We start from the raw sequence: 24,351 nt of genomic DNA, 5'->3' as shown, positions 1-24,351 counted from the left end.
TCCCCCGCCGCGTCTTTAGCAGCGGAGGAACGCACAATCTGCTACTTACGCCACCACGCCATATCGCTTCGCTGCATGCTTGTGCGACAGGTTCGGCCCAAGCGCTACGCGAGCCGCATTGAACTTCTCCCAATCCCCCACATCCGGCAACGCCGGAATCGTAACCACCTCGCCGCTATCGAACCCAGCCAGGGAAGCATCCACCATCTCCTCCGAACTCATCACAATCTGCTCCGGAAGATTCTGATGCCCACCAATCCCCGCGCGGTCCCAGAACTCCGAAGCCGTCGCACCCGGCAGCACCGCCTGCACCTGAATCCCCTTATCGCCAACCTCTTTATGCAGCGACTGCGTAAGATTCAGCACATACGCCTTCGTCCCGCTATACACCCCATTCAGCAGCTCTGGAGCCACCGCGACGATCGATGAGATGTTGATGATCGCGCCCTTACCTCTCGCAAGAAATCCCGGCAGCGCAGCATAGCTCAGCCGCGTCAGCGCCGTCACGTTCAGATCGATCATGTTCTCGAGCTCATCGATCTTCGAGTCCACCAGCGAAGTCGTCCCGCCGAACCCTGCATTATTCACCAGTGTCGTAATCGACTTATCTGACCGAAGCCGCTCCTCCACCTTGCGAAGATCAGCCTTATTCGTAAGGTCCGCAGCCAGCACATCGACCGCACGCCCAGTTGCCGAACTCAGCGAAGCCGCAAGCTCCTTCAGCTTGTCGCCATTGCGAGCCACCAGGATCAGGTCATAGCCGCGCCGCGCCAGACGATCCGCATAAACTGCACCGATTCCTGTCGATGCGCCAGTAACAAGAGCCGTGCCCTTGAGGGAAGTAGCTGAAGTAGTCATAAATTTTCTCCGTACCGCAAAAGTTGTGAACCAAAAACTCGATTCAGTTCTTTAGAGTAGACCGGTTGGTTAGTAGATTCAAAAACAACTCACCTTCTCGAAGAAAATTAATACCTCGCTCAGCTTCCCCACAAACGCCGCTAAAAAAGTGTCGAAGTCGCCGGCCCCTGATAGTCAACCTTGATATAAATTCGAGCCGCTGCCGCCGCTGCCCTGGAGAGCTTCGCCTGCACGACGTGTCTGCCTTCCGCCGCGACCACAAAACTTGCAGCCAGCGGAACATTGGCTGTGCACGATCCGCTCTGTCGCAGGATCGGAGGAGCCCCGGTCGGCACAACCTGCAAATCAATCTGCTGCGGTGCATCCGAGTAGACGCTGACGTTTACCCGTGTCGCCGCCGCAGGCCATATCGCGCCGCCGGAGCGGAACGTCCCAGGAATCACTCTCCCGCCATACCCAGGACTTGCGGCGTCGCTATCGCCCAAATCATCGTCCATCTCAAACTGCTGCACCGTGCGCCGCGAAGCAGAAGAGAAACCTCCAGTCACACCCGCCGGTCCCCATATTGAATAAGAGAGCGGAGGCACAGCGATCTGCACCCACGCATCCTGGTTCGTCCAGATGTCGTCCGGTCGTGAGCCACTATAGTCGTGCAGCTGCGTACCAGGAGCGAATGCCGTAGAGATCCACGCGTCGTGCCACGCGCTCCCGTCATTGTTGATGGCCACGATCGCACGCGCCCCTCGCTCCAGGATCAGCAGTTGCTGCGATTGCTGGTAACGCACAAAGTACTCGCCGCTCTTGAACGCAAGTTTTTGGTGGCACCAAACCAGGTTTTCAACCCACGGCCGGGACGGAATCGCATCGGCCGTCGTGCCGTTCCTCCACGGCGCGACATTGCGAAACAGATCCGCATAAAAAAACTGCGGACTTCCGTCGACGGTCATTGCAACTGCGTACGCCAGTTGCGTTCGCGGATTGTCCGCGTCGGTCCAACTCCCCACCTGGCCGTCGTAGTTGTCGTGATTGTTCACAAACGGCACCGTCTTGAAGCGGTTCTGTTGCTGCTGGCTCGGCAGATTGCCCACATCGGAGTAGCCATTCTGCGCCACCATATCGGCCAACGCGAAGCGAAGCGGATAGTCAAAGGTTCCCGAACGGTTCAACGTCGCCCCGGCCCACGCATCCACATCGGAAGTAGCGCCGGTCACGTACTCGCCCACACAAAAATATTCCAGGCCACCTCCCATAGCGTTGTACAGCACATCCTCAACCACCTCGGGCGGGAAGCCCTTCACATCGTCGAATCGAAAACCATCAACGCCCGTCTGCTTGACGAACCACGTCAGCCACGCGCGTGCGTTCGCCCGTGCCGCGCAGTTCTGGTCGCCGGCTCCAGAGTCCGTGCATCGTCCCTGGTAGCAGAAATCGGGTCCGCCGTTGCTGGCCACCCAGTCTCCCGTTCCATTCCAGTGTTGCGGATTAGCGTGGAAGTCCAGCCAATTGCGCGGCCATCGCCCCGTTCCCGCCCCCGCGAATCCCTTCAACTGAATCAGCGTATAAGCCTCCGAGGCAGTACCCTCGAACGGCGAAGAAGGATCAAGGTCCCCGCTGGCACAATGATCCAGCACTATATCCGGATAAACTTCAAGACCGTTTGCATGGGCCACCGCGACCAGACGCAGAAAAGAATCCTGATCGCCAAAGCGCGTGTAAACAGAACGAATCTGATTCTTCTGGCCCAGATCGTAGTAGTCGTAGGGTGTGTAGCCCATCTCGTTCGAGGCGGAACTAGTGTTGTCGGTCGGCCTGTCCTTACACGGCGGCGGCGTCCATATCCCGTCGAATCCCAAACCAGCAATGCGCGGCGCAAGCTTTGCTACAAACGTGTACCAATCATGCGGATAGTTGGTGTTCCAACAGTTCCACCAGAACATCTCCAGCACAGCCTTGCCATTCCATGGATTGCTCATAAGTCGCTCCCCAAAAGTTCAGACGCGCCGATCTCACAGATTTATTTGCAATGCCTGGTCATCTCCGAATCACCGGCTCAGAGGCCCAATAGTTGCTCCGCGCCGACACCAGCAGCTCCGGATGATGAGTCAACCGCACCTTAATAGTATGCAGCCCCGGCTCCGAAGAGGTCGGCGCAAAACTCAAGACATAGCTGTTATGGAGGTGATTCACCAAAACACCGAGATCCTGCGTTAGCTCTTGCGCATTGTCGAAGCCGCTCCACTCGCCCCCGGATAACGTCGCTACTTCTGCCGACGTGTTCTTGCTCATCGCACCGAGGATCAAACGCAGAGGCTCGCTTAGGTTGAAGTACGCCATCAGTTCCGCGGGGCTTCCTGAATCTCCGCCTTTTGGGTAAGTTCCAACTGTAGGTGGCGTCACATTCCCAACTGCAATCGGTCTATTTGCCGGCCCCGGATTCTTGAAGGCTTCTCGCGCCGCAGTCTTCTCTGCAGAAAACGTCACGCTGTAAATCGCGGTGTTGGTCTCACCCACCTCCCGCACAACCTCTTTTAGCGGGGTCTTGCTCCCCACATCATGCTCCTGGCTCAGCAACAAAATCGCGCGACGATTCCCCGCAGGCCGCTTCTGAAGCAGATCAAGTCCGTACGCCAGGCTGTCGAAGATCGCGGCTCCTCGATCCCCCGCATCAGGATGATCGATCGCATAGCTCCACTCCGCAACGTTCGTCGTGAATGGAGAGGCCGCCTCCGGCTGGCTGTCAAAGTTCACAATCGACACCTCATTCGGAGCCTTGCCCAGCAGCTCCGCAATCATCGTGTCTAGGTGCGCGTAACTCGAGAACTGGCCACGCGCATCGCCACCCGTCTGCATCAGCACGACCAGCGATAGCGGACGCTGTGCCTCCTCCTCCAGCGTCACCTTCTGCGGAACCCCATTGTCCGTCAGCACAAAATCTTCCGCGCGAAGCGAGAACACAAGATCTTTGTCCAGAGTCTGCACAAGCGTCGGGACAACCACGAGTGTCGTCGTCGTATGCAGCGTCGTCTGCGCAATTGCAGCGCAACTCCAAACACTAACAAAAGCAGCGAATTGTCGAAGCCTGAACTTCATCGTGTCTTTGTTAGACGAGTCAGCCGCCCGTTGAGACGGGAAGGTAACGAGCAATAAAACAACGATCCACTCAGTGAGCCCTGTTACACAGATTTGAGGAAGGCCATACGTCAGCTCTGTTTCTTCAGCAGCACGTCAAACGCAAAATGAAGGAAGTTCTCAAGCGGCCTGTCGCTCTTCTCCGCCTTCATGCGCACCAGCGCTCCTTCATAGCTATTCAGCAGAAACTCCGCCAGAGCGTCCGGCCGCGTGGACTTCGCCAGTTCGCCCTGCTGGACCGCCTCACGCAAAACATCCGCGATACTCTTCTGCCAGCCCTCGTAGACGGCCTGCAGCTCAGACCTCAACCTCGGGCTGTGGTCCGCCACCTCCAGGCTCAGGCTGCCCACCAGACATCCGCTGATCTCCCCGCGCTGTCCATAGACGGAGATCAACTCCTCGAAGTATCGCCGCAGCCGCTTTACAGGAGCCACCTTGCGATCCCCAAACACCCTCGCCGACCGCTCCATCTCACCAGTCGCATAGAGCCGAAAGACCTCCACGGCAAACTCTTCCTTGCTCGGAAAGTAGTGGTAGAACGAACCCTTGGGCACATTCGCGACATCAAGCACTTCCTTCACCCCGGTAGCGGTGTACCCGGTCGAACGAAGCCGCTCCAAACCAACCTGCAGCAGATGATCGCGAGTTGAAAGAGTGGCGCCCATAACCTATCAATAATAGACTGGTCGTCTAGTACTGTCAAACGCAGCACTCCAGTCCATCGTCCGATCATGCGAAAACCTGTCAAGCCCTCAATCGCTCAAAACCCGCGCCAGACGGGTAGATTCGCGTGGCGTATCCACCCCGGTCCAGCCGGTATAATAAAGACAGCAGACAGGCCTCGGCGAAAAACGCCGGGGCTTCGTCATCTGTGTAGCTTGCAACCCGCTCATTCTAAGTATTTTGTGCATAAGTCCTTTCGATAGAATATTTTGGCGGAATCACCCATCGGCAACCCAAACAAAATAAGAGACTTCGCTGCAAAATACCCCAACCCGGGAGGGGGGAGGGGGTCCTGATACGGACAAATTAGAAAGTGCGTCTAAACTGTGGATTCACAAGATGGATTATCCACGCCGCAACTCCAAACTCGCCGCAATTCTCCTCGCCGCCACCATCAGCGCGCCACAATCTCTCCACGCTTCGCAGCACACCACAGCGCTCCAGCCCGACAGCGCGGCGCCGCACCGCACTCGCCTCATCCTCAAGGACGGCACCTACCAGGTCATCATGAGCTACCGCATCGTCGGCGACGTGGTCCACTACATCAGCGCCGAGCGCGGCGGAGCCGACGAGGAGATCCCCCTCTCCCTCGTAGACCTCGAAGCCACCAAGCGTTGGGACCGCCAGCACTCCCAGCCCACCCCTAACGCCGACAACCCCCAACCCCCCGCCATCGACCCCGAACTCCTCAAAGAAGAAGCCGACCGCGCCGCTCTGACCCCCGAGGTCGCCAAAGACCTCCGTCTCCCCGAAGAAGACAGCACCCTCGCTCTCGACACCTACCGGGGCACCCCAGAGCTTGTCCCCCTCGCCCAGACCGACAGCGACCTCAATCGAAACACCGGCCACAATCTCCTCAAAGCCGCCGTAAACCCACTCTCGGCCTCCCACCAACTCGTCGAGCTCAAAGGCGAGACCTCGCCCATCCAACTCCACATCAAGGACCCCGTTCTCTACCTCCGCATAGGCGACGAAACAGTCGGCAACACCGCCGGTACACCCCTCACCGTCGACACCCACGGAGCGACCAGCCGAGCCGCGAACGACCCCACCGGCGGCTCGCCCAACAGCCGATACGTCATCGTCCGCGCCGACGTCCGCCGGGGCGCCCGCGTCATCGCCAGCTTCCGCATCGGTCTCCTCGGCGGCGGACAGCACCAGGAGGATGTGATCGAGACCACCTCTGAGCTCATACCCGGGGGCCACTGGCTTAAAATAACCCCCAAAGAGCCCCTCGACTTCGGCGAGTTTGCCCTGATGGAGATCCTCTCGGACAAAGCCGTCAACCTGGGGGTATGGGACTTCGGCGTCCACCCTGTCTCCCCCGAAAATCGCGACGTCCTCAAGCCCGAACCCCGCCGCGGAGTTACGCTCGAGCGCCACACCCCCAACTAATCGGGCACCAGATTGAAATTTGAAGAGAGAAACGACTAACTGCGCGGCACCGAATCACGCTCGAGAAACATCTCCGAAACCGCGCGCCGCGAACCATCGATGGATCTGGTCGTCTCTGCGCGGCCCATCATCCCTTTGCCAGCCACGGCGACGTTGTCCCGGGTCACTTTGGCTTCATACATCATCGTGTCGGCCGCACGCAGAATGGTTTGAACCGTATTTCCGTCTTCCGGGTACGTCGCCAGCCCAAAGCTTCCCGAGAGACTGAGCGAAAGTCCCGCACCCTCCAGAAAGCGTGCCCCCCTCAGGTCCGCACACAAGGCCATCGTGGTCCCGCTTGCCGCCGCCTTCCCCATCCCTGGCAGCAGTGCAACAAACTCGTCCCCACCGTAGCGAAAAGCCGCGTTGTTCGGTCCCAGGCTGCGTCTCATCAACCCGCCAATCTCCGCCAGCAGTCGACTTCCGATCAGGTGGCCGTGGGTATCATTCACCGACTTGAAGTGATCCAGATCAACGAACATCAAACTAAACACCTGCCCCCGCGCTACCTCTTCCTCCAGCATGGTGTACAGGTGGCGGGCATTGAAGAGTCCTGTTACGTCGTCCGTTATGGTTAACTCTTGAATCAGCGTCATCGATCGCGCATTCTGAATCGCGATTGCCGCGTAATCACACAGAATCCGCAGAAACGAGATCGAATGCTCTGACAGCAGATCGAGCTTGCTATTGAGCAGTTGAATCACGCCCAGCGTCTTATTCCCAGACCGCACCGGAACGCACGCAATGGATTGAATCTTCAGATCAGGATGTTTGTTCGCAAACGCAGACCAGTGCGGATCAAGCGCGACATCCGGCACCACCAGTGGATTTCCCGTTGCCGCCACCCAACCCGCAACTCCCTCGCCGAGCGGTACACGCAAACCCTTCAGGCTCTCCGCGTTCTCTCCCACAGCGATCGCGTAATACAGTTCGCCCGATTTATCGTCCACCATCAGCAGCGACCAGCGCTCAGGTCCGAAGAATTGGGCCATCTTGTTCATAATGGCTCCCAGAATCTCTTCCAGCTCGAGGCTCGAAGTCAGAGCGCGCGCAACGTCATGGAACACTCGAAGGTGATCCATTTGACGACTTTCGATCACTTCAAACTGCCGTCTGTCCTTCAATTGCTGTCCTCATATAAATGTGCACTTTCTTGCACATTTCAGATATCAGCCTCTCACAGCACTCCTAATAATTCAATAAAGTCGACGATAGAAACACACCGCGACAGCAGGGCTCATCCACCGATATGAACCATATTGCGCGATGGCTTCTCAAAACCCGGTTCACCAATGTGATGACGTGCTTCTTTGCGCATCACGATTATGCGGATATACGCGGCCAGTTCGTCATCCGTTCTGCCTCGCAGCATCTCGCTATACAAGTCGTGATCGCTCTGCGAAAACAGACAAGTCCGTATCTTTCCATCCGAGGTCAACCTCACTCGACTGCAGTGCCCGCAGAAGGGGCGCGACACTGGTGCGATAATCCCTATCTCTCCCAGGCCATCCTCAAAGGTGAACCGCTTCGCCGTCTCGCTGGCAGCATGTGGGGGTAGTTCCACCAGCGGGCGGTATGCATTCAACCGCTGCACAATCTCGTCCATCGAAACGACTGACTCTCTCTTCCAGCTTCGATCTTCCTCAAGCGGCATCCACTCGATGAACCGCACGATGACTCCCTCTTTCCGAGAGAACTCCGCAAACTGTTCAATCTGTCCATCGTTGAACCCGCGCAGCAGCACACAGTTCACCTTGACCGGTCCCAGTCCCACCGCCTGCGCTTTACGAATCCCCGCCAGTACCTTTTCATAACTCCGCGGAACGCGTGTGATCGCGCTGAATGTCTCTGCATCCACCGCATCCATGCTGACAGTCACGCGATTCAACCCGGCATCCTTCAGCGGCTGGGCCAATCCCTCCAGCAAATGCCCGTTGGTAGTCAGTGCAATATCAAGTGGTGCACCGTTGCCATTGGCGAAGCTTCCGTCGGGGAGAAACGCTGTCCGCATCTCAGCGAGTTCGCGAAGCATACTCGCCAGGCCTGACCGCAGTAGCGGCTCGCCTCCGGTCAGCCTCACCTTTTCGACTCCCAGTGAGACGAAGACCCGCACCATTCGCAAGTAATCTTCAATCGAGAGTTCGGCGTACTGCGCTCCTTCATTGCCTGTCCGGCAGTAGACGCACTTGTAGTTGCAGCGGTCAGTCACCGAGACACGCAGGTCGCTGATGGACCTGCCGAACTTATCTCGCAGTCTGTCCTGAACCTGAAAAGCTTGCTCCTCCGGCTCCAGAATCGCGGTATTTCCATGGCCTATCATCAAGAGACGTACCCGGTGATATCTACTTCATTTCTATACATATCTTTAGATGCAATCACTCAGAAAGCGAATCAATATGACCAGGATTTCTGGCAGAATCAGTTGTCTACGAGACGACTGTATTCAACCCATACGCAATCGTGCGTTAGTTCTTTTGCGGTGCAATGTTTTGTCGTGGTGCTCGGTGAATCTTCCCGGAACACGGCTTCAGCCGCAGCACAACTCAACGACCGGGACACATCGAAAGCGCAGTCAGGGCAATAATTTCAGCGACCGCAATCTTTCAAGGCGCAGGATATCAGCAACTCTGCCTTTGAAGACAGAGTTTTATTACGCCCAGATCTAATATGGCATCGATGACACGCAATCGCTCTGAATTCTGAAAGCTCTTAGTAGCTGATGAACTCGTTGCTGCCGCGCTTCAGCCGAATTCCGACTATGCCAAAGACCAGTGCAGCGGTGAAAGTGATCGCATTCCAGTAGACAACCGGATGAGCCCAGCCTGGCGACAAGGTCAGATCCTGCCCGCTCCACAAAGTCAGCAGGGTAGCCACGATCAGGCTCTGAAAGCAAAGCACGAGAAAGAGCTGGCCCCGGCGCCGACGCTTGTCCAGGAGTTCCACCTCATCCGGCGTCAGATTGCGTTCTTCGATGGGAAGCAGTGTATTCGCCATTGCGTTCTTGGTCTCCGGGTCTTTCCTGTCCAAATTCACTCAGACGCTCACTTAAGCGTCCATTCACTTTCGTATTAAATCACAGCTGGGCCGGATTGACCGAGACGACTGGAAAAAGTCTTTTTCAGCGACCCGAATCAGCACTCAAAACTGTCTGGCTAAATAAACGCTACCGACTGAATCCCCACCACGTCGAAGCGCTTGCGGCATCGGACATTCTTGCAGCCCATTGGGTCATCGCGCCGAACCATGTAGCTCTGAGCTTTGGCAAAACGAGCCCGGTCGCGATCGTCCGCACCCCGCGGCAGCTGAGCCTTCTTCCGCCGCACCACCCACTCGATCTGATACTCCCCCTGTTGCCCACAGTGGGGACAGGTCATCACATGAGTTCGCTGTTCCGCCCGCTCATCAAAAAAGTCCCGCTCTTCCATCCAGCACCTCATCTGGTCCTCGACCGACCCTGCCAGCCGAATCTCCTCTGCAATCCTGCCTGAGAAGCCCCCTCACAAGCAAGAGTCATGCATAATCACGCATGGGCATTGAGCCCGGAACTCTCGCAGGAAGGAAGCCGGATGAGCAAGCCCAAAAAACAGGTCTTTTCCAAAATCAAGGCGGTAAAGGCGAACGCCCGCGAACGTGTCGGCACTCCGCCGTCAGAGCGCGTCCTGCCTGACCCCAAACAAAAGCTTGCTGCCAACCCCAAGCACAAACCCACCCTCGCCGACCTACTCAACTCCTCAGGAGAAGATCAATGAACATCCTCCGCCTCGCTCCGTTTGCCCTCTGTGCTACCTTTTTCGCCATGACGGCACCCGCGCAGACGATTCAAGTCAGTAAAGAAAACCGCACGATTGCAATTACCGCGACCGACAAGGTGATCGTTCTCGCCGACATCGCGACCCTCCACATCGGCTTCATCGCTTATGGCCCGGACAGTGACTCTGCTTACGCCGCCGGCTCCCGCTCCTCAAACGCCATCGTCAAGGCGCTCACGACCGCCGGTGTTCCGAACGACTCCATCGAAAGCGAAAACCAGAACGTCTCTCCTGTGCAGGAGTATCAAGTAGACAAACTCACGCCGGCCGAAAAGGCTCAGCGTAAGTTCCAGGTAACGCAAAGCTGGACAGTCCGCACGAATGCCAACGACGCCGCCAAGGTCCTCGACCTCGCCGTGAAGGCCGGAGCCAACCAATCCGGGCAGATCGACTGGAGCCTGAAAGACGAAAACGCTCCGCAGTCCGAAGCAGCCTCCAAAGCGCTCCAACGTGCCCGTACGGTGGCAGCCGAGATGGCGAAAAGCCTCAACACAAACCTCGGGGCACTCCTTTACGCCAGCAACGAGACACAGGCCGAACCTCCGAGTCCGGTCGTCATGCGGGCCATGCCTGCAGCTCGTACGGCGCAAAAGGTAGAACCTCTCGCTATCAATCCCCGCAGAATCGAAAAAACCGCCACCGTCTATGCCGTCTTCGCCATAGAATAGGCGCACCAAAGTTTCGCCAGTCCGCAGCCGGACGAAAGACAGCGAGGGAATCATGCCAATCCACACCTACCGCGAACTCAAACCCACTCCCGAAGCTGAGGCCCTGTATCGCCGCTGGCTCGCCAAGCTCAACGACGAGTTCACCCGTCAGCAATCACCCGAGCGACGCTCCGAAATTGTCCGCGACGAACTCTATCAGATCTACTTCGGTCGGCCCCACGGCGGCCACATCAAGGCGGTCCTCAACAGCGAACTCGCCATGTACTCGCTCTCAGAAAGCTTCGATCCCCGCAATATCACCCTCGAACCCGAGTACTACGGCGACGTCGACCCCGAGCAGTACGCCATCCGCAAGCCGCTCATCTGGTTCTGGCAGATGTTTGACCGCTCTCCCCTCGGCCTGAATCACTGGCTCGGCTTCCGCTTCCGCTGCATGTTGGGACGCCACATCTTCCGGCACCTCGGCAAGCACGTCAAAATCTTCCACAATGTCGAGTTCACCTATGGCTATAACCTCACCATCGAAGACTCCTGCACGATCCACAAGAACGTCCTGCTCGACGATCGCGGCGAGATAATCCTGCACGAAGGCACCAGCGTCTCCGACTACGCCAATGTCTACTCGCACACCCACGACATCAACAACCAGTCCAACATCACCAACAAGGTGACTGAACTCGGCCCCCGCGCTCGAATCACCTACCACGCCACGGTACTCGCTGGAGCCAACATCGGCGAGGACGCCATGCTCGGCGCCATGGGCTTGGCCACCAAACCCGTCCCTCAAGAGACCGTCTCGGTAGGCATCCCAGCCAAGGCAAAAATCCGGAAAGCCGCATCCCAACTCGCCGCAGAGACGCTCTAGCCACGACTTCGACGACTTTACGGTTCCATCACGCGAACTTCAGTAGACTTGAGTTCTATGAGCTTGCAGGTTGTCGTTATTTTTTTTGAAATCGTTGTTCTGATTCTTGCCTTCAGTGTGCATGAATGTGCCCATGCCTGGGCGGCGTGGCGTTTGGGCGATCCTACCGCCAAGATGCTGGGCCGCGTCACCCTCAACCCGATCAAACACCTCGATCCCCTCGGCTCGATTCTTTTCCCACTTATTTCAATGGTCTACGGAGGGTTCCTCGTCGGCTGGGCGAAACCCACTCCAGTTACTGCCCGCAACTTCAAGAATTACAGGCGCGACGACATCCTCGTCACTCTCGCCGGTCCCGCGAGCAATTTGCTCTCGGCCACCATCGCGCTTATTTTACTCATCCTTGTAAAGCACCTTCTCCCAGACGGACTTCTTTCCATTGCAACCGCTGTCGCAATCGCTCAACATGTTCCTGGGGTCGCAACAGAAGGTCTTCCACAATTTTTCCCCATCGCGCTCTTTCTCTACTTCGTAATTTTCATTAACTTACTCCTTTTCGTTTTCAATCTGATCCCGCTGCCTCCACTGGACGGAAGCCATATTTTGCGCCACTTCCTGCCATACAAAGCCGTTCAACTCTACGACCGAATGGGCATGTTCAGCCTCATCATTCTTTTCTTGATCGGCGGACGGCTCATCTCTACTCTCTTTGTCCCGATTTACAGTGTTTTCAATCATGTCCTCTTCGCTCTGTAGGTGTGGACCGAAAAAGACGAATTGATCATTTGATTCGAGTCAAATCAATGCTGTGACTATCACAGCGGCTCCTTGTCTGTGTCTTACGCCCGTCTTTCGAGGCGAATGCTTTCCGCCACAGGCCGCTCGAATCATTTACCCTTGCATTTGATCGCAATGACTGAAAACACCAACGGCACCCTGACCTCCTTACGTCCCCGCGTCCTTAGCGGCATGCGACCCACCGGCCGACTCCACCTCGGCAACTACATGGGCGCGCTCTACAACTGGGTCAAGCTCCAGCATCAGTACGATTGCTACTTCTTCATCGCCGACCTTCACGCCCTCACGACCGACTACGCCGACCCGACCTCCCTTCGCGAGAGCATCCGCGACGTGGCGCTCGACTTTCTCTCTGCCGGCCTCGATCCGGAGATCTGCACGGTCTTCATCCAGTCGCATGTTCCTCAGCACGCCGAGCTCTTCACCCTCTTCAGCATGTTCACACCGCTGCCCTGGCTCGAACGCGTACCCACCTACAAGGATCAACAGGAGCAGCTCCGCGAAAAGGACCTGAACACCTACGGCTTCCTGGGTTATCCACTTCTTCAATCCGCCGACATCCTCCTCTATCAGCCTGATTACGTCCCCGTCGGTCAGGACCAGGTCGCGCACGTCGAGCTCACGCGCGAGGTCGCCCGTCGCTTCAATGCGCTCTACTGCTCGCAGCCGACCGCGGCCATCGAGAAGGCCCGCGAAGACCACTCCGATAAGGAGATTCTCACCGCAGAGATCTCCGCCAACAGCGTGGTCACTGGCATTCTCCCTGAACCCAAGGTGCTTCTCACACCCTCGCCCAAACTTCCCGGCCTCGATGGCCGCAAGATGTCCAAGAGCTACGGCAACACCCTCATGCTCTCCGAGCCCGAGGCCGACCTGCGGGCCAAACTCAAGACCATGGTCACGGACCCCGCGCGCATCCGCCGCACTGACGTCGGCAACCCTGATATCTGTCCCGTCTTCGATCTGCACAAAGTCTTCTCCACTGAAGAGACGCAGCTAAAAGTTCGTCAGGGCTGCACGACCGCAGGCATCGGCTGCATTGAGTGCAAGGGTTGGCTCGCCGATTCCATCGTTCGTGAGATTGCCCCCATCCAGGAGCGCCGCCGCGCCCTTGAAGCCGACCCGGGCCAGGTCGACGCCATCCTCTGGGACGGGTCCGCCCGCGCCCGTCACCGTGCGATCCAGACGCTCCAGCACGTTCGCCAGGCCATCGGCCTCGAGTAACGACCATGCCCGACGAAACCCTCCCTCACAAATTCGCCGCCGACGAACCCAGTCCCGACGAGCATCCTGTCGAAGCCTCTGATGGTGCAGTCTCTCAAGGCGCAGTCTCCGAAGACGAGACCGTTTCGTCACCCGCGGCTTCTCCGGACGAGATCACCCCTGGTGACAACGAGCCGTTCACGCTTCAACATCCGCCTGTGCCTCCACCATCGTCAGAACCCAAGCGCCCTGCGAAGGACAAAGAAAAAGAAGAGGCGTCGCAGTCTCCTTTTTCGGTGACAGTAGGCCAGGTCTATGATGGCCCTCTCGATCTTCTGCTCGACCTGATCCGCAAGCAGAACATCGACATCTACGACATTCCCATCGCGCGCATCACCAGCCAGTTCCTCGAGTACACCTACCATCTCAAGCAGGTCGACGTCGACGCAGCCGGCGAGTTCATCTACATGGCTTCGCTGCTGATCCACATCAAGTCGAAGACGCTGCTTCCTCGCGACCCCTCCGACGTTCTCAGCGGTGATCCAGAAGATCCACGCCGTGAGCTGGTCGAGCGCCTCCTCGAGCATGAGCGCTTCAAAGCTGCCGCGCAGATGCTTCTCCAGAAGCAACAGATCGAAGAAGCCACGTGGACCAACTCAGGCTTAAAGAACTTTCGCCGCGACATCGGCGAAGCGGGCGCTCCAACACTCGATGAAGACCGCGAGATTGCTGCCGATACCGTCGATCTGGTTCGCGTCTTTCAGGACATCCTCATCCGTCTTCGCGAGCGCCCCATCCTCAACGTCGACGAAGAGTCCGTCACGGTCGCCCAGATGATCGACTACGTCAAACGCCGTCTGCTGATGGAAGAAAAGCCTGTCAGTCTGAAGCGCCTGCTCCATAACACCCATACCGAACGCGCGCTGATCTGCATGTTTCTCGCTATGTTGGAACTTGTGCGTCTGCAGGCGGTTTTACTGCACCAACCGGATCTTCAAGGCGACATTCTTATCAAGAAGACCGAAAACTTTGATCAGGTCTTCACCGACCAGGCACAGGCTCGCGACGATTGGCGCTAGTGGTGGACCTTAGCGCTTTGCCCTGCGGCGAACCGCAGCCGTGAACCACACCAGACCCGTCCCTACCAGCAAGAAGCTCGCCGGCTCGGGAATTGGCGACACCGAAGTATCGATAGCCTCGAAGATCTCCTCACTCGCGCCATCGGCAAAGGCAAAGTCGCCGCCTGAATTCATAAAGACCTGGTCTGCCGAACCGCTGTGCAGGAACGAGAAGTCCCCTTCGGTTCCAACGTAAACTCCGTTTGGATCACCGTTGGAGTTGCGGGCCGTGCCCAATCCCGCGAAGCCCTTGTTACAGACTGTCTTGAAGGCGCTAAACCCCGCAGGAGTTGAGCTACACGGGGTTCCGTCATCGTAGACAAGATCGGGAGCCGACGAGGAAGGAGTTCCAGCCACGCCATCGTCGTAAGTCACGTAACAGGTGAAGCTCGCAAGGCCGCATCCGAAGCTTTGAGTAATGACTACATCGCCGACCGTGTCCAAGCCGTAGATATTCCGGCCATTGGCAGTTCCGAGATCCAAGATCGTGAAAGTGTCGGCGTGGGCCGCCTTAGGGCCGAGAAAAAGGGCGACTGCTAGGAGAGCGATCGACGCGCTCAACCACTGTGCAGTGATTTTCATAGAAAGACCCCCGAAAAGCTGAATTATAGTCCCGGACTCTGCCGACAGCGATGAACAATAGTTGTAGCGCCGGACAGCACTAAAAGCTGGCCTGTCACCGTTTCGAAAGAATGGTGATCAGCTTGCCATGTCCGTTACAACCCCCGGCGTAGTCATGAACTCCTCTTGAATCGGAACCCCGCTCTCACTCTCAAAACCGGCCGCACTGCAAATCATTGCAAACAATCAATCATTAGACCGCAGCACTACCTCTCTTTCGGCTGGCCAAGGGGCCTCCGCGAGCAAAAGACGCATATGTTTCACACTCTTGTAACACTCCATTCGCATTCCCGGCCTATGGTCAAGGTCACGCAATCATCTTGAATCCTAGGCGAAACCACATGGCCACTCCTGTAATACACCCCACCGGTTCATTACTTGACCAGAAGATGGGAAAATCGTCACCCGGCAAGATCGGCGGCATCATCTTTGGCATACTGTTGATCGGCGGTCTCGGCTATATTGCCAACCGCCTGTACTCCGATCTTCTTCCCGTTCACGAGGGCTCGTGGTTCCCCTATTTTCTACTCGGGGTCGCGCTCCTGATCGCGCTCGGCTTTGAGTTCGTCAACGGTTTCCACGACACCGCCAACGCCGTCGCCACCGTCATCTACACCCATGCACTCGAGCCGCACGTCGCAGTAGTGTGGTCCGGCCTCTGGAACTTCATCGGCGTGCTGACTAGCTCCGGTGCCGTCGCGTTTGCCATCATCTCGCTTCTTCCTGTCGAACTCATTTTGAAGGTGAGCAAAGGCTCCGGCTTCGCGATGGTCTTCGCGTTGTTGATCGCAGCTATCCTATGGAACCTCGCTACCTGGTGGAAGGGGCTTCCCGCGTCGAGCTCTCACACCATGATCGGCTCGATCATCGGTGTCGGCGTGGCAAACCAGTTGATGCATGGCAGCAGCGGCGTGAGCGGCGTTGACTGGGACCAGGTCACGAAAGTCTTCAAGGCACTGCTCATCTCGCCTCTGGTTGGCTTCGGCTGCGCGGCCCTTGTCTTCCTCCTATTCAAGGCAGTTCTAAAGGATCCGCGCCTCTACACGGCACCTGAAGGCAAAGCCCCACCGCCGTTCTATATCCGCGCTCTACTTGTGCTGACGTGCACCGGAGTCAGCTTCGCCCACGGCTCGAACGACGGCCAGAAGGGCATGGGTCTCATCATGCTCATCCTGGTCGGCACCGTGCCAACTGCCTATGCGCTCAACCACACCGTCGGCGCCAGCCAGGTACAGACGTTTGCTGCTGTGTCGCAACAGGTGATCGGCGCGGTCGGCAACTATGTTGACCCAAACACCACTGTGGCGGATAGCGGCCCAGAACTTGAGAACTTCGTCAGCACACACAAGTTCTCGCCCCACGCAATGCTTGCACTCCAGGAGATGGTTGGCGACATCCGCAATGAGGCCACCCAATACGGCTCTCTCGGCGCGGTGCCTTCCAACATGCAGGCGAACGTTCGCAATCAGATGTATCTCACCAGCGAGACGCTGCGCCTGATGCCGAAGTACGGTCCCGCGGTCAGCGCTGATGATCAGAAGATCTTCAAGAACTACAAAGGCATGCTGGACAACTCGACCAAGTTCATTCCTCCATGGGTCAAAGTAGCAGTCGCACTCTCGCTCGGTCTCGGAACCATGATCGGCTGGAAGCGCATCGTCGTCACCGTCGGTGAAAAGATCGGCAAGACTCACCTGACGTACGCACAGGGGCTCTCTGCCGAACTGGTTGCCATGCTGACCATCCTCGCTGCCGATCAATACGGCCTGCCTGTGAGTACGACGCATGTGCTCTCGTCCGGTGTGGCTGGCACCATGGCTGCGAACAAGAGCGGCCTGCAGGTGTCCACCCTTCGCGACATCGCGCTTGCGTGGGTCTTCACCTTGCCCGTGGCAGCTCTTTTGTCCGGCTGTCTCTTCTGGCTCTTCAATACCATCGCAAAATAGTTTTTCGAACAACGCAACGAAGGGTTGGCCCGCACTCAGCGGGCCTTCGCTTTTGGCGGCGGCTGATTTTGGCGTTTTTGAAGCTGGGAACCATTTGCGCTTAGTGCGACTCGAGCCTTTACAGCGACTTATCCACGTCGTCAGAGCAATGGCCTCGAGCGTTGGTATGCTTAGAAGTACACCAACGACACTATGAGCCTTAAAGCAAAGATCGAAGCCGTCATCTACGCCTCAGAAGAACCAGTAACGCTGGCCCAGCTCGCCGGTCTCCTCGGCCACGAAGCCCAGGCCGAGCTTGACCATCTTGACGCAGCTCAGCACTCCCTGGCGCTCGACGATGCCGCCGATTCATCTCTCCCGCCGCGCCCTGTCGACGAGGACGATCTCAACAGTGAAGTGCTCTCAGGCCCCACCGATGGAGCCGGGTCTCACGTCGAAGCGCCGACTGAGGAGGAGATCGAGGCCCACTATGCCGAATCCTTTGACCGCCACCTCCACGAAGCGGCCGCACAAGAAGCTGCCCATGCTCGGGCGTTACGCGAGCACAACGCTGCAGACGCTGCCGCCATGAGCTCGGCCGATGATCTCGAGGTTCGTCTCGAAGCCCATCCGGACACTCCGAGCGAATCCGATAATCTCGCCGCGGAACCGTCCGCCGAGCACGAGGCCTCGCAGCCGTCCGTCGAAGCGGACCAGGAGAGCCAGCCTTCCGGCGAGCACCTACCCGCGGAAAAGGACGAGAAGAAGCTCGCCCGCGAGGCTAAAGAGAAAGAACGCCGTCTCCGCGACTACTTCCGCAGCATCCTCGACCAGCTCATCGCCGACTATGCCACCTCCGACCGCGGCCTTGAGATCCGCGAGGTAGCCGGCGGCTACCGTCTCGCCACCAAGCCCGAGTACCACGACGCTGTCCGGGGCTTCGTCAAATCTCTCAAGCCGCCTCTGAAGCTTTCCCTGCAGGCCCTCGAAACCCTCGCCGTCGTCGCCTATAAGCAGCCCGTCACCGCCCCCGAGGTCTCCGAAATCCGTGGCGTCGACTCCGGCGGCGTCCTCGGCTCCCTGATGACGCGCAAACTGGTTGCCACCGCTGGCCGCAAGCAGGTCATCGGCCGTCCCATCCTCTACAAAACCACCAGGGACTTCCTTCTCCGATTCGGCCTCAAAGACATCAACGAGCTTCCCAGCATCGAAGAGTTTGAGAAGATGGCCGGCGAGCTGGCCGAGCAGGAGGAGATCCCCATGGAACACCACGCCCCAGAAACCGCAAGCGACCTAGAAGCCGAAAAGAACGAGATCGAGCCCCAAGCCGATGGCTACAGCGGCGAGTCAGCAGCCGACGAAGCCATCGTCGATGGGCGACTCTCCGGACTGGCCCCCAACTATGACACGGACCAATCGGTCGATGGAGAGGATTCCCCCGCGCTCGACGCCGAGATCCAGAGAGACCAGCAGCACGAATCCGAGGAGGGCTGATGACCGCTTCGAATCTCGACCCAAAACCCGATCCCCGAGACTCTCCCGACAGTCCAAAAGACAACGAGCCGGATACCGTAGCCACTCCCGAGGGCGACGCCGAGGACCTGCCCGATGCTCCCCTCAAGCCAGCCCCCAGGGGTATGCAGCGCCCTCGCGCCATCGACACCAACAAGCTGTAGCGGATAAATAAAATACCCGAACCTGAAGCGCTGAAACACAAAGCGTCTGGTACGCTGTTTGCGGTTCTTCCGGATCTGAGTTCATGCGATCGGAGCCTCTCCGATCTGCTGCACATCCATCCGGTCCACGGGTACTTCGTGATCGCTTTGATGACTTCAATAGCTCCGCAGCCGAATCCCGAACTCTACTCCCACGTCAAAGTTGTCATTTCGATCATCGTCGGCCTCTGCATCACAACCCTGCTCAAAGGGTTCGCGCAGTTTGTTCAGCACCCTCGGCGCAACAAAGTCTCAATCCTGCACCTGGGTTGGGCGGCGTCGCTTCTGCTCGGCATGATCCACTTCTGGTGGTGGGAGTTTCGCCTCTCGATGATTCAGCAGTGGACTTTTGCAATCTATTTCTTCGTCATCCTGTACGCGATTCTTTTCTATTTCCTCAGCACGCTCCTCTTTCCATCGGACCTGGCCGACTACACAGGCTACGAAGACTACTTCCTCTCCCGGCGCAGATGGTTCTTCGGCTTTCTCGCCGCCACCCTTGTCGCCGACGTCATCGATACCGGTCTCAAGGGCTCGGCCTACTTCCACTCCTTCGGTATCGAGTACCCCATCCGCATCATTGCCAGCCTGATCGTCTGCGTCATCGCGATCATCACCAGAAATCGACGCACGCAGCTAACCCTTCTTACCTTGTATGTCCTCTATCAAATCTCTCTGATCGTGCGCGTTTACGCCACAGAGTAGTGCAGGGACAACCACGTCCCTTCCTGCTCCGCTAAGTGCCACTTCTCCGCAACTTACCCCAACGTCAAACAGCCGAAACAACACACGATACAATCAAAAGAGCAGCACCGACCGCGATGAGCAGCCCCGCAGTCAGAAAGCCGGAAACACCATGACGAAGTCCCCCTCCGTTCCAAACCCGAAGACAAATGACCAACCCACAGGCGACCGACTCCAGAAGATCCTCGCCCAGGCCGGCATCGCCAGTCGTCGCAAAGCCGAGGAGATCATTCTCGAAGGCCGCGTCCAGGTCAACGGCGTTGTCGTCAACACACTCGGAACCCGCCACGACGCGCTCAAAGACCACATCCGCGTAGACGGCAAACTCCTCCACGGTCCCGAGCAACAGCGCTACTACATGCTCAATAAGCCGCGTGGATACGTCACCACCCTCGATGATCCCGAGAAGCGCCCCACCGTCATGCAGCTCATGGCGAAGCAGAAGTCCGGCCCTCACGGCGACAACGTCCGCCTCTACCCCGTGGGCCGCCTTGACTACCTCAGCGAAGGTCTCATTCTGATGACCAACGACGGCAACCTCGCCAATGCGCTCTCGAAGGCCGCGGCCGGAGTCGAGAAAACCTATTTAGTAAAAACCAGCGGCACTCCACCTGCTTCAGGCCTCGACCAGATCCGTCGTGGCATCATGATCGACCGTGGCCGTCTCGACGAAGTCCGTAGCGGTCGTCGCGATCGCATCATCACCTCACCCGCAAAGGTGGAACTCGTTCGCGGCGGTGACAACCCCTGGTACGAGCTCACCCTCATCGAAGGTCGTAATCGTCAGATCAGGAAAATGTTCGAAGAGATCGGCCACCACGTCGAAAAGATTCGTCGCATCGGTTATGGTGCATTACGCCTCGACGTGCCTCCTGGCGAGTTCCGTGAGCTCACTCTCGGCGAAGTCATGGCACTCGACCGCGCAGCAAAAGGCAAGAAGGTCGTACCAAAGAAGAAGACGCCAGAGTTCGCGCAACTCAAGTCCCCCGCAAAAAAGAAGTTCTCAAAGCCACGCCGACAGCCCACGGGAACTAAGTCCGCAAGCCGCCCACGCCGTCCGAATTAGCCTGTCGTCCATCCGACGTTCACTCTTTCGTAATCATATTTCTACAACCTTCGTCTATAGAAGTACGTGTTGGGTACCCCTGTTTTTCTACGACCTTTGATCGCTTGACACACCTCTCCCCACACGTTCAGAATACTCGCGCTATTAACCTTTCGGGTGATGACAATCGCAACCCGGGAGCATCCAATCATGAGCAACAAGGATGTAGTCAAGGAGCAGTAGAGTGGCAATCGAAAAAGCAACATTTGGAGCAGGATGTTTTTGGGGAGTTGAAACCCGTTTCAGTGAGATCACAGGTGTTATCGACACAGCCGTAGGATACGAAGGCGGCCACCTCGAACACCCAACTTATAAAGAAGTCTGTACCGACCGCACCGGCCATGCGGAGGTCGTCGAAGTCACCTTCGATCCATCTCGAGTCTCTTACGAAACATTATTGGACGCATTCTTCGCACTTCACGATCCCACTCAGGTAAATCGCCAGGGTCCGGATTGGGGCACCCAATATCGAAGCGTCATCTTTACCCACACCAACGAACAATTTGCCCAGGCCCGCGCTAAGATCGCAGAACTTAGTGCTGCAGGCTCTTACCGCAAGCCCATCGCAACCCAGGTCGTTCCTTCGACGACCTTTTGGAAGGCCGAAGAGTATCACCAGAAATATCTCGAAAAGCGTGGCATGGTGAGCTGCCACATCTAGCCTTATTCAACTCAATCGAAAACGGCGACAACGATTCCATGTTTCGTTGTCGCCGTTTTCTCTTTCTGGCGAGCCAGAAACTTATTCCGCACGCAGGGCAGTTGTCGGATCAACCGAAGACGCACGTCGCGCGGGCACAATCGCCGCAATCATAGCGACCAGGCCGATCAGCACGACCACACTTGCCAGCGTCAGCGGATCTGCACTCGAAACGCCGAAGAGCTGACTCCGTAATAACCTAGCCAGCAACACGGAACAGGGAATCGCCAGCACAATTCCGACCCCCGCCAAACGCAACACATCGGCCAAAACCAGACGCGACACACCGAGTCGCGAAGACCCCAGCGCAATGCGGATTCCAATCTCCCGCGTCCGTTGCGCTGTCGAGTAAGCCAGTACCCCATAAAGCCCCACTCCAGATAACACCGTCGCCAGCAGACCAAAAGAGATAGCCAGCAGCTCGATCATGCGTTCATTCGACAGCGTCGTATCAATCTGGTCATCCATTGTTCGCAGTTGATCTACCGCAAGCCCCGCATCGATCTGCTTCATCGCCTGCCGAACCTGTGCGAAGATCTGCTCCGGCGCAGTGGTAGTGCGCAGGTAGAGGAAAAGCTGGTCGGGCTTCCGCAACTGGTGAAGTGGAATGAAGACTGTCGGTACGGCCGGATCACGCAGATTGTCATGCTTCGTGTCTCGCGTGACGCCGACGATCGTCATGTACTGCGCATCCTTGTTGCCGCCTCCTCCGTAGGCAACGCGTCTCCCTATTGCAGCGGCAGCACTGCTGAAGTAGTGCTTGACGAAGCTTTCGTTGACGATAGCGACCGCCGGATGATTCGCATCATCGTTTTCGATAAAGCTACGTCCCGCGAGCACGGGCTCCTGCAGCACGTGAAAGTAGCCAGGGCTGATCGAAGGCTTCTCGATATCAAAGACTTCATCAGGTGGCGCGTTGTAGCCTTCTACTGTCGCATCACTCTGATGTCCGGTGTCTGCTAGCTCCGGGTCATCGGTCGCACCCACTGCCTGCACACCCGGAAGCGCTGCCATGGCCTCCAGAATCTGCTGATGCAGCGCTGGAATCTTCTCCTTCGCAACTCCTGAGAGCATGGGATCGACAAGGAATGTGACGAGGTGCGAGGTATTGAATCCGACGTCGACTCGACGAAGGTTCTCCATCGTTCTTACAAACAATCCCGAGCCAACCAAAAGCAGAACGCTGAGGCCCACCTGTAGCGAAACGATCAGCCCTCGCAGGCTCAGCGAGCCTCCGGAAACCGTCGAGGTTTGTTGCTTCAGAGAGTTGACGATATCTGGCCTGAGCAGCTGGAGTGTCGGTGCAAGACTAAACAGCACGCTCGCCCCAATCGCAATCGCAAAGTTGAACGCCAAGACACGATGATCAAGCGACGTACTAAACGCCATCGTAGTGCCCGGACCGAGCCGATGCACCAATAAGCGGACGCACATCGGCGCAATCAGAAGCCCGGCCGTGCCTCCGGCGATGCCGACCACAAGACCTTCCAGCACAAGCTGCTGCACCACCCGCTTGGCACTTGCACCCAGTGCGTAGCGCAGCGAAAACTCCCGCACTCTTGCCGCCGAACGTACCAGCAACAGGCTCGCGACATTCACCGTCGCGATCAGGAGCACCAGAATCGCCATTGCCATCACAGCAAGCAGAGGTTTCTCGAGATCATCCCGGTTATAGGAGAGACCACGCGCTCCAGGCAACACCTCCAGTTGGCTCCGCGTAAGAAAATCATCGACGAAGCGTGGTGACTTCGTTCCTAACGCCTTCAACTCCTGCGCCCGCAACGCATGCCACAACGGAGCCATCACGATCTGTGCGTGCTCGGGCGTCTCACCTTCCTTAAGACGCCCAACGATATTCATCCACTTATCTGTGTGGTCCTGAAGGCGTACACCCTTGCCAGGCACGATCTGTTCCAGCATCGACATTGAGACGAAGACATCTGGAGTCTCGCCCCACACCGCACTTTTGAACTCCGGTGCTGCCACGCCAATCACATCGAACGGATGCCCGTTGATCGAAAGCGTCTGTCCCACAATCCCAGCATCTGCTCCCAGCTCAGACTGCCAGTATCGATAGCTCAGCACTGCAGCAGGATTTGCTCCTGGAATCGTGTCATCGGCTTGCGTCAGCAGACGGCCGGTCGCGGCCCGTACTCCCAGCACGTAGAAGTAATTGCCGCTTACGATCTCGGCATGCGCAAGCTTCGATTCGTTGTCCCGCGTGATCCCTACATCCGCCGGCGCTGTTGCGATCAGCCCTTCGAACGGCGTACCGTGATCACGCAGATCCCTGTACATCGGATACGAAAAGTATTTATCGTCTCCGCCACCATGATTGCTGAAGTGCCCATCCCACATCTTGCCCGTGTTGCCCAGGATCACGAGCCGCTCTGGCGCACGCACCGCCAGCGAGCGCAGCAGCGCCTGGTCCAGCAGCGAGAAGATCGCCGTATTCGCGCCGACACCCAGCGCCAGCGTCAGCACCGCCGTGATCATGAATCCGGGCGAACGCTTGATCTGGCGAAACGAGAAGCGAAGGTCCTGCATCAGTGTCTGCATCTCTGCTGTCTACCTCGAGAATGATGGAAGTTCTATCTGCAGTCGTACTGCCAACCACGCCCATGGCTATCCTGTTGTAAATAAGGCGCAGCCTTATCGCGGAGCTACGCAGAGCTGTTCATCTGTGGAGCATCCTGTCCGTTAGCGGACGAGGGTTCAGCGCGTCGCGTGGTTTAACCCTTGGTCATCGCCAACCGCGTTGCCACTGTGGTATGCTTATTTTGTACTCTGGCTTAAAGGAGTACAGGCATTGCAGGCAAAGACTCTTCATGGACTTCAGAGTTTGGCCAGAGACTGCGATTCGCCTCTTCCCACCGCATACCTTCCCGCACGTTGGAAGCCGCGCTGGTTGCTCTGGCTGGAAGACCCGTCACAGG

The 24,351-nt window shown here is 57.5% G+C and carries 23 protein-coding genes; 13 read left to right on the top strand and 10 right to left on the bottom strand.

The window, feature by feature from the left end; translation table 11 throughout:
- Positions 1-45: 45 nt before the first annotated feature.
- The 4 genes from RBB77_RS22995 to RBB77_RS22980 all read right to left on the bottom strand — a co-directional run bounded on the left by RBB77_RS22995 (position 46) and on the right by RBB77_RS22980 (position 4,652).
- Positions 46-858 (bottom strand): SDR family NAD(P)-dependent oxidoreductase, encoded by an 813-nt coding sequence (locus RBB77_RS22995; protein ID WP_353064029.1) that lies wholly within the window; start codon positions 856-858, stop codon positions 46-48.
- A gap of 140 nt (positions 859-998) precedes the next feature.
- The gene (locus tag RBB77_RS22990) at positions 999-2,831 is read right to left on the bottom strand and encodes an alpha-amylase domain-containing protein (RefSeq protein ID WP_353064028.1); all 1,833 of its coding nucleotides are present in this window, start codon (positions 2,829-2,831) and stop codon (positions 999-1,001) included.
- Between the two features lie 58 nt (positions 2,832-2,889).
- Positions 2,890-3,948, bottom strand: coding sequence for a VWA domain-containing protein (locus RBB77_RS22985; protein WP_353064027.1), 1,059 nt, complete (start codon positions 3,946-3,948; stop codon positions 2,890-2,892).
- A gap of 110 nt (positions 3,949-4,058) precedes the next feature.
- Positions 4,059-4,652 carry a TetR/AcrR family transcriptional regulator gene (locus RBB77_RS22980; protein WP_353064026.1) on the bottom strand — a complete coding sequence of 198 codons (594 nt, stop codon included), beginning with the start codon at positions 4,650-4,652 and terminating at the stop codon, positions 4,059-4,061.
- Between the two features lie 397 nt (positions 4,653-5,049).
- Between RBB77_RS22980 and RBB77_RS22975 the strand changes: the two genes are divergently transcribed.
- Positions 5,050-6,105, top strand: a complete 1,056-nt coding sequence (locus RBB77_RS22975) for a hypothetical protein (protein ID WP_353064025.1) — start codon at positions 5,050-5,052, stop codon at positions 6,103-6,105.
- A gap of 35 nt (positions 6,106-6,140) precedes the next feature.
- Here RBB77_RS22975 and RBB77_RS22970 read toward each other — a convergent pair whose 3' ends face one another.
- The 4 genes from RBB77_RS22970 to RBB77_RS22955 form a co-directional block, all read right to left on the bottom strand.
- Positions 6,141-7,226: a sensor domain-containing diguanylate cyclase gene (locus tag RBB77_RS22970; RefSeq protein ID WP_353064024.1), complete on the bottom strand. Its 1,086-nt coding sequence runs from the start codon at positions 7,224-7,226 to the stop codon at positions 6,141-6,143.
- Positions 7,227-7,381: 155 nt separating this feature from the next.
- Entirely contained in the window at positions 7,382-8,464 is a 1,083-nt protein-coding gene (gene moaA, locus RBB77_RS22965; RefSeq protein ID WP_353067696.1) for a GTP 3',8-cyclase MoaA, read from the bottom strand.
- A gap of 389 nt (positions 8,465-8,853) precedes the next feature.
- Complete coding sequence (locus RBB77_RS22960; RefSeq protein ID WP_183977035.1) at positions 8,854-9,138, bottom strand: hypothetical protein; 285 nt, start codon at positions 9,136-9,138, stop codon at positions 8,854-8,856.
- A gap of 158 nt (positions 9,139-9,296) precedes the next feature.
- On the bottom strand, positions 9,297-9,569 hold the full coding sequence (locus RBB77_RS22955; RefSeq protein ID WP_179586243.1) for a hypothetical protein: 273 nt from the start codon (positions 9,567-9,569) through the stop codon (positions 9,297-9,299).
- Between the two features lie 141 nt (positions 9,570-9,710).
- Here RBB77_RS22955 and RBB77_RS22950 point away from each other — a divergent pair, with 141 nt between their 5' ends.
- From RBB77_RS22950 to RBB77_RS22925, 6 genes are all read left to right on the top strand, one after another.
- Complete coding sequence (locus RBB77_RS22950) at positions 9,711-9,893, top strand: hypothetical protein (RefSeq protein WP_353064023.1); 183 nt, start codon at positions 9,711-9,713, stop codon at positions 9,891-9,893.
- The gene (locus RBB77_RS22945; protein WP_353064022.1) at positions 9,890-10,621 is read left to right on the top strand and encodes an SIMPL domain-containing protein; all 732 of its coding nucleotides are present in this window, start codon (positions 9,890-9,892) and stop codon (positions 10,619-10,621) included. Before RBB77_RS22950 ends, RBB77_RS22945 begins: the two co-directional genes overlap by 4 nt.
- A 52-nt stretch (positions 10,622-10,673) precedes the next feature.
- Positions 10,674-11,486 (top strand): acyltransferase, encoded by an 813-nt coding sequence (locus RBB77_RS22940; protein ID WP_353064021.1) that lies wholly within the window; start codon positions 10,674-10,676, stop codon positions 11,484-11,486.
- Positions 11,487-11,543: 57 nt separating this feature from the next.
- Positions 11,544-12,242, top strand: a complete 699-nt coding sequence (locus RBB77_RS22935; RefSeq protein WP_353064020.1) for a site-2 protease family protein — start codon at positions 11,544-11,546, stop codon at positions 12,240-12,242.
- A gap of 156 nt (positions 12,243-12,398) precedes the next feature.
- A complete protein-coding gene (gene trpS / locus RBB77_RS22930; protein ID WP_353064019.1) occupies positions 12,399-13,508 on the top strand; it encodes a tryptophan--tRNA ligase in 1,110 nt (369 codons plus the stop codon).
- A gap of 5 nt (positions 13,509-13,513) precedes the next feature.
- Complete coding sequence (locus RBB77_RS22925) at positions 13,514-14,566, top strand: segregation and condensation protein A (protein WP_353064018.1); 1,053 nt, start codon at positions 13,514-13,516, stop codon at positions 14,564-14,566.
- 9 nt (positions 14,567-14,575) lie between these two features.
- Here RBB77_RS22925 and RBB77_RS22920 read toward each other — a convergent pair whose 3' ends face one another.
- Complete coding sequence (locus RBB77_RS22920) at positions 14,576-15,187, bottom strand: PEP-CTERM sorting domain-containing protein (RefSeq protein ID WP_353064017.1); 612 nt, start codon at positions 15,185-15,187, stop codon at positions 14,576-14,578.
- A gap of 380 nt (positions 15,188-15,567) precedes the next feature.
- On the opposite strand from RBB77_RS22920, the gene RBB77_RS22915 reads away from it, so the two are divergent.
- The 6 genes from RBB77_RS22915 (at position 15,568) to msrA (ending at position 21,376) form a co-directional block, all read left to right on the top strand.
- Positions 15,568-17,172: an inorganic phosphate transporter gene (locus RBB77_RS22915; protein WP_353064016.1), complete on the top strand. Its 1,605-nt coding sequence runs from the start codon at positions 15,568-15,570 to the stop codon at positions 17,170-17,172.
- Positions 17,173-17,364: 192 nt separating this feature from the next.
- Positions 17,365-18,645 carry an SMC-Scp complex subunit ScpB gene (gene scpB / locus RBB77_RS22910; protein WP_353064015.1) on the top strand — a complete coding sequence of 427 codons (1,281 nt, stop codon included), beginning with the start codon at positions 17,365-17,367 and terminating at the stop codon, positions 18,643-18,645.
- A complete protein-coding gene (locus RBB77_RS22905) occupies positions 18,645-18,827 on the top strand; it encodes a hypothetical protein (protein ID WP_353064014.1) in 183 nt (60 codons plus the stop codon). Before scpB ends, RBB77_RS22905 begins: the two co-directional genes overlap by 1 nt.
- 150 nt (positions 18,828-18,977) lie before the next feature.
- A complete protein-coding gene (locus RBB77_RS22900; protein WP_353064013.1) occupies positions 18,978-19,571 on the top strand; it encodes a hypothetical protein in 594 nt (197 codons plus the stop codon).
- A gap of 151 nt (positions 19,572-19,722) precedes the next feature.
- Positions 19,723-20,676, top strand: a complete 954-nt coding sequence (locus RBB77_RS22895) for a pseudouridine synthase (RefSeq protein WP_353064012.1) — start codon at positions 19,723-19,725, stop codon at positions 20,674-20,676.
- Between the two features lie 223 nt (positions 20,677-20,899).
- Positions 20,900-21,376 carry a peptide-methionine (S)-S-oxide reductase MsrA gene (msrA, locus tag RBB77_RS22890; RefSeq protein WP_353064011.1) on the top strand — a complete coding sequence of 159 codons (477 nt, stop codon included), beginning with the start codon at positions 20,900-20,902 and terminating at the stop codon, positions 21,374-21,376.
- A gap of 81 nt (positions 21,377-21,457) precedes the next feature.
- On the opposite strand, the gene RBB77_RS22885 is transcribed toward msrA, so the two are convergent.
- Positions 21,458-23,974, bottom strand: a complete 2,517-nt coding sequence (locus RBB77_RS22885; RefSeq protein WP_353064010.1) for an ABC transporter permease — start codon at positions 23,972-23,974, stop codon at positions 21,458-21,460.
- Positions 23,975-24,351: the final 377 nt, after the last annotated feature.

The sequence above is a fragment of the Tunturibacter psychrotolerans genome (genome assembly GCF_040359615.1).
GTDB lineage: Bacteria > Acidobacteriota > Terriglobia > Terriglobales > Acidobacteriaceae > Edaphobacter > Edaphobacter psychrotolerans.
This window is presented reverse-complemented; position numbering and strand designations above follow the sequence as displayed.

Bases quoted from the DNA above. Each gene is read 5' to 3' on its own strand.
- RBB77_RS22995 (WP_353064029.1), bottom strand. From the start codon at position 858: ATGACTACTTCAGCTACTTCCCTCAAGGGCACGGCTCTTGTTACTGGC.
- RBB77_RS22990 (WP_353064028.1), bottom strand. From the start codon at position 2,831: ATGAGCAATCCATGGAATGGCAAGGCTGTGCTGGAGATGTTCTGGTGG.
- RBB77_RS22985 (WP_353064027.1), bottom strand. From the start codon at position 3,948: ATGAAGTTCAGGCTTCGACAATTCGCTGCTTTTGTTAGTGTTTGGAGT.
- RBB77_RS22980 (WP_353064026.1), bottom strand. From the start codon at position 4,652: ATGGGCGCCACTCTTTCAACTCGCGATCATCTGCTGCAGGTTGGTTTG.
- RBB77_RS22975 (WP_353064025.1), top strand. From the start codon at position 5,050: ATGGATTATCCACGCCGCAACTCCAAACTCGCCGCAATTCTCCTCGCC.
- RBB77_RS22970 (WP_353064024.1), bottom strand. From the start codon at position 7,226: ATGGATCACCTTCGAGTGTTCCATGACGTTGCGCGCGCTCTGACTTCG.
- moaA (WP_353067696.1), bottom strand. From the start codon at position 8,464: ATGATAGGCCATGGAAATACCGCGATTCTGGAGCCGGAGGAGCAAGCT.
- RBB77_RS22960 (WP_183977035.1), bottom strand. From the start codon at position 9,138: ATGGCGAATACACTGCTTCCCATCGAAGAACGCAATCTGACGCCGGAT.
- RBB77_RS22955 (WP_179586243.1), bottom strand. From the start codon at position 9,569: ATGGAAGAGCGGGACTTTTTTGATGAGCGGGCGGAACAGCGAACTCAT.
- RBB77_RS22950 (WP_353064023.1), top strand. From the start codon at position 9,711: ATGAGCAAGCCCAAAAAACAGGTCTTTTCCAAAATCAAGGCGGTAAAG.
- RBB77_RS22945 (WP_353064022.1), top strand. From the start codon at position 9,890: ATGAACATCCTCCGCCTCGCTCCGTTTGCCCTCTGTGCTACCTTTTTC.
- RBB77_RS22940 (WP_353064021.1), top strand. From the start codon at position 10,674: ATGCCAATCCACACCTACCGCGAACTCAAACCCACTCCCGAAGCTGAG.
- RBB77_RS22935 (WP_353064020.1), top strand. From the start codon at position 11,544: ATGAGCTTGCAGGTTGTCGTTATTTTTTTTGAAATCGTTGTTCTGATT.
- trpS (WP_353064019.1), top strand. From the start codon at position 12,399: ATGACTGAAAACACCAACGGCACCCTGACCTCCTTACGTCCCCGCGTC.
- RBB77_RS22925 (WP_353064018.1), top strand. From the start codon at position 13,514: ATGCCCGACGAAACCCTCCCTCACAAATTCGCCGCCGACGAACCCAGT.
- RBB77_RS22920 (WP_353064017.1), bottom strand. From the start codon at position 15,187: ATGAAAATCACTGCACAGTGGTTGAGCGCGTCGATCGCTCTCCTAGCA.
- RBB77_RS22915 (WP_353064016.1), top strand. From the start codon at position 15,568: ATGGCCACTCCTGTAATACACCCCACCGGTTCATTACTTGACCAGAAG.
- scpB (WP_353064015.1), top strand. From the start codon at position 17,365: ATGAGCCTTAAAGCAAAGATCGAAGCCGTCATCTACGCCTCAGAAGAA.
- RBB77_RS22905 (WP_353064014.1), top strand. From the start codon at position 18,645: ATGACCGCTTCGAATCTCGACCCAAAACCCGATCCCCGAGACTCTCCC.
- RBB77_RS22900 (WP_353064013.1), top strand. From the start codon at position 18,978: ATGACTTCAATAGCTCCGCAGCCGAATCCCGAACTCTACTCCCACGTC.
- RBB77_RS22895 (WP_353064012.1), top strand. From the start codon at position 19,723: ATGACGAAGTCCCCCTCCGTTCCAAACCCGAAGACAAATGACCAACCC.
- RBB77_RS22885 (WP_353064010.1), bottom strand. From the start codon at position 23,974: ATGCAGACACTGATGCAGGACCTTCGCTTCTCGTTTCGCCAGATCAAG.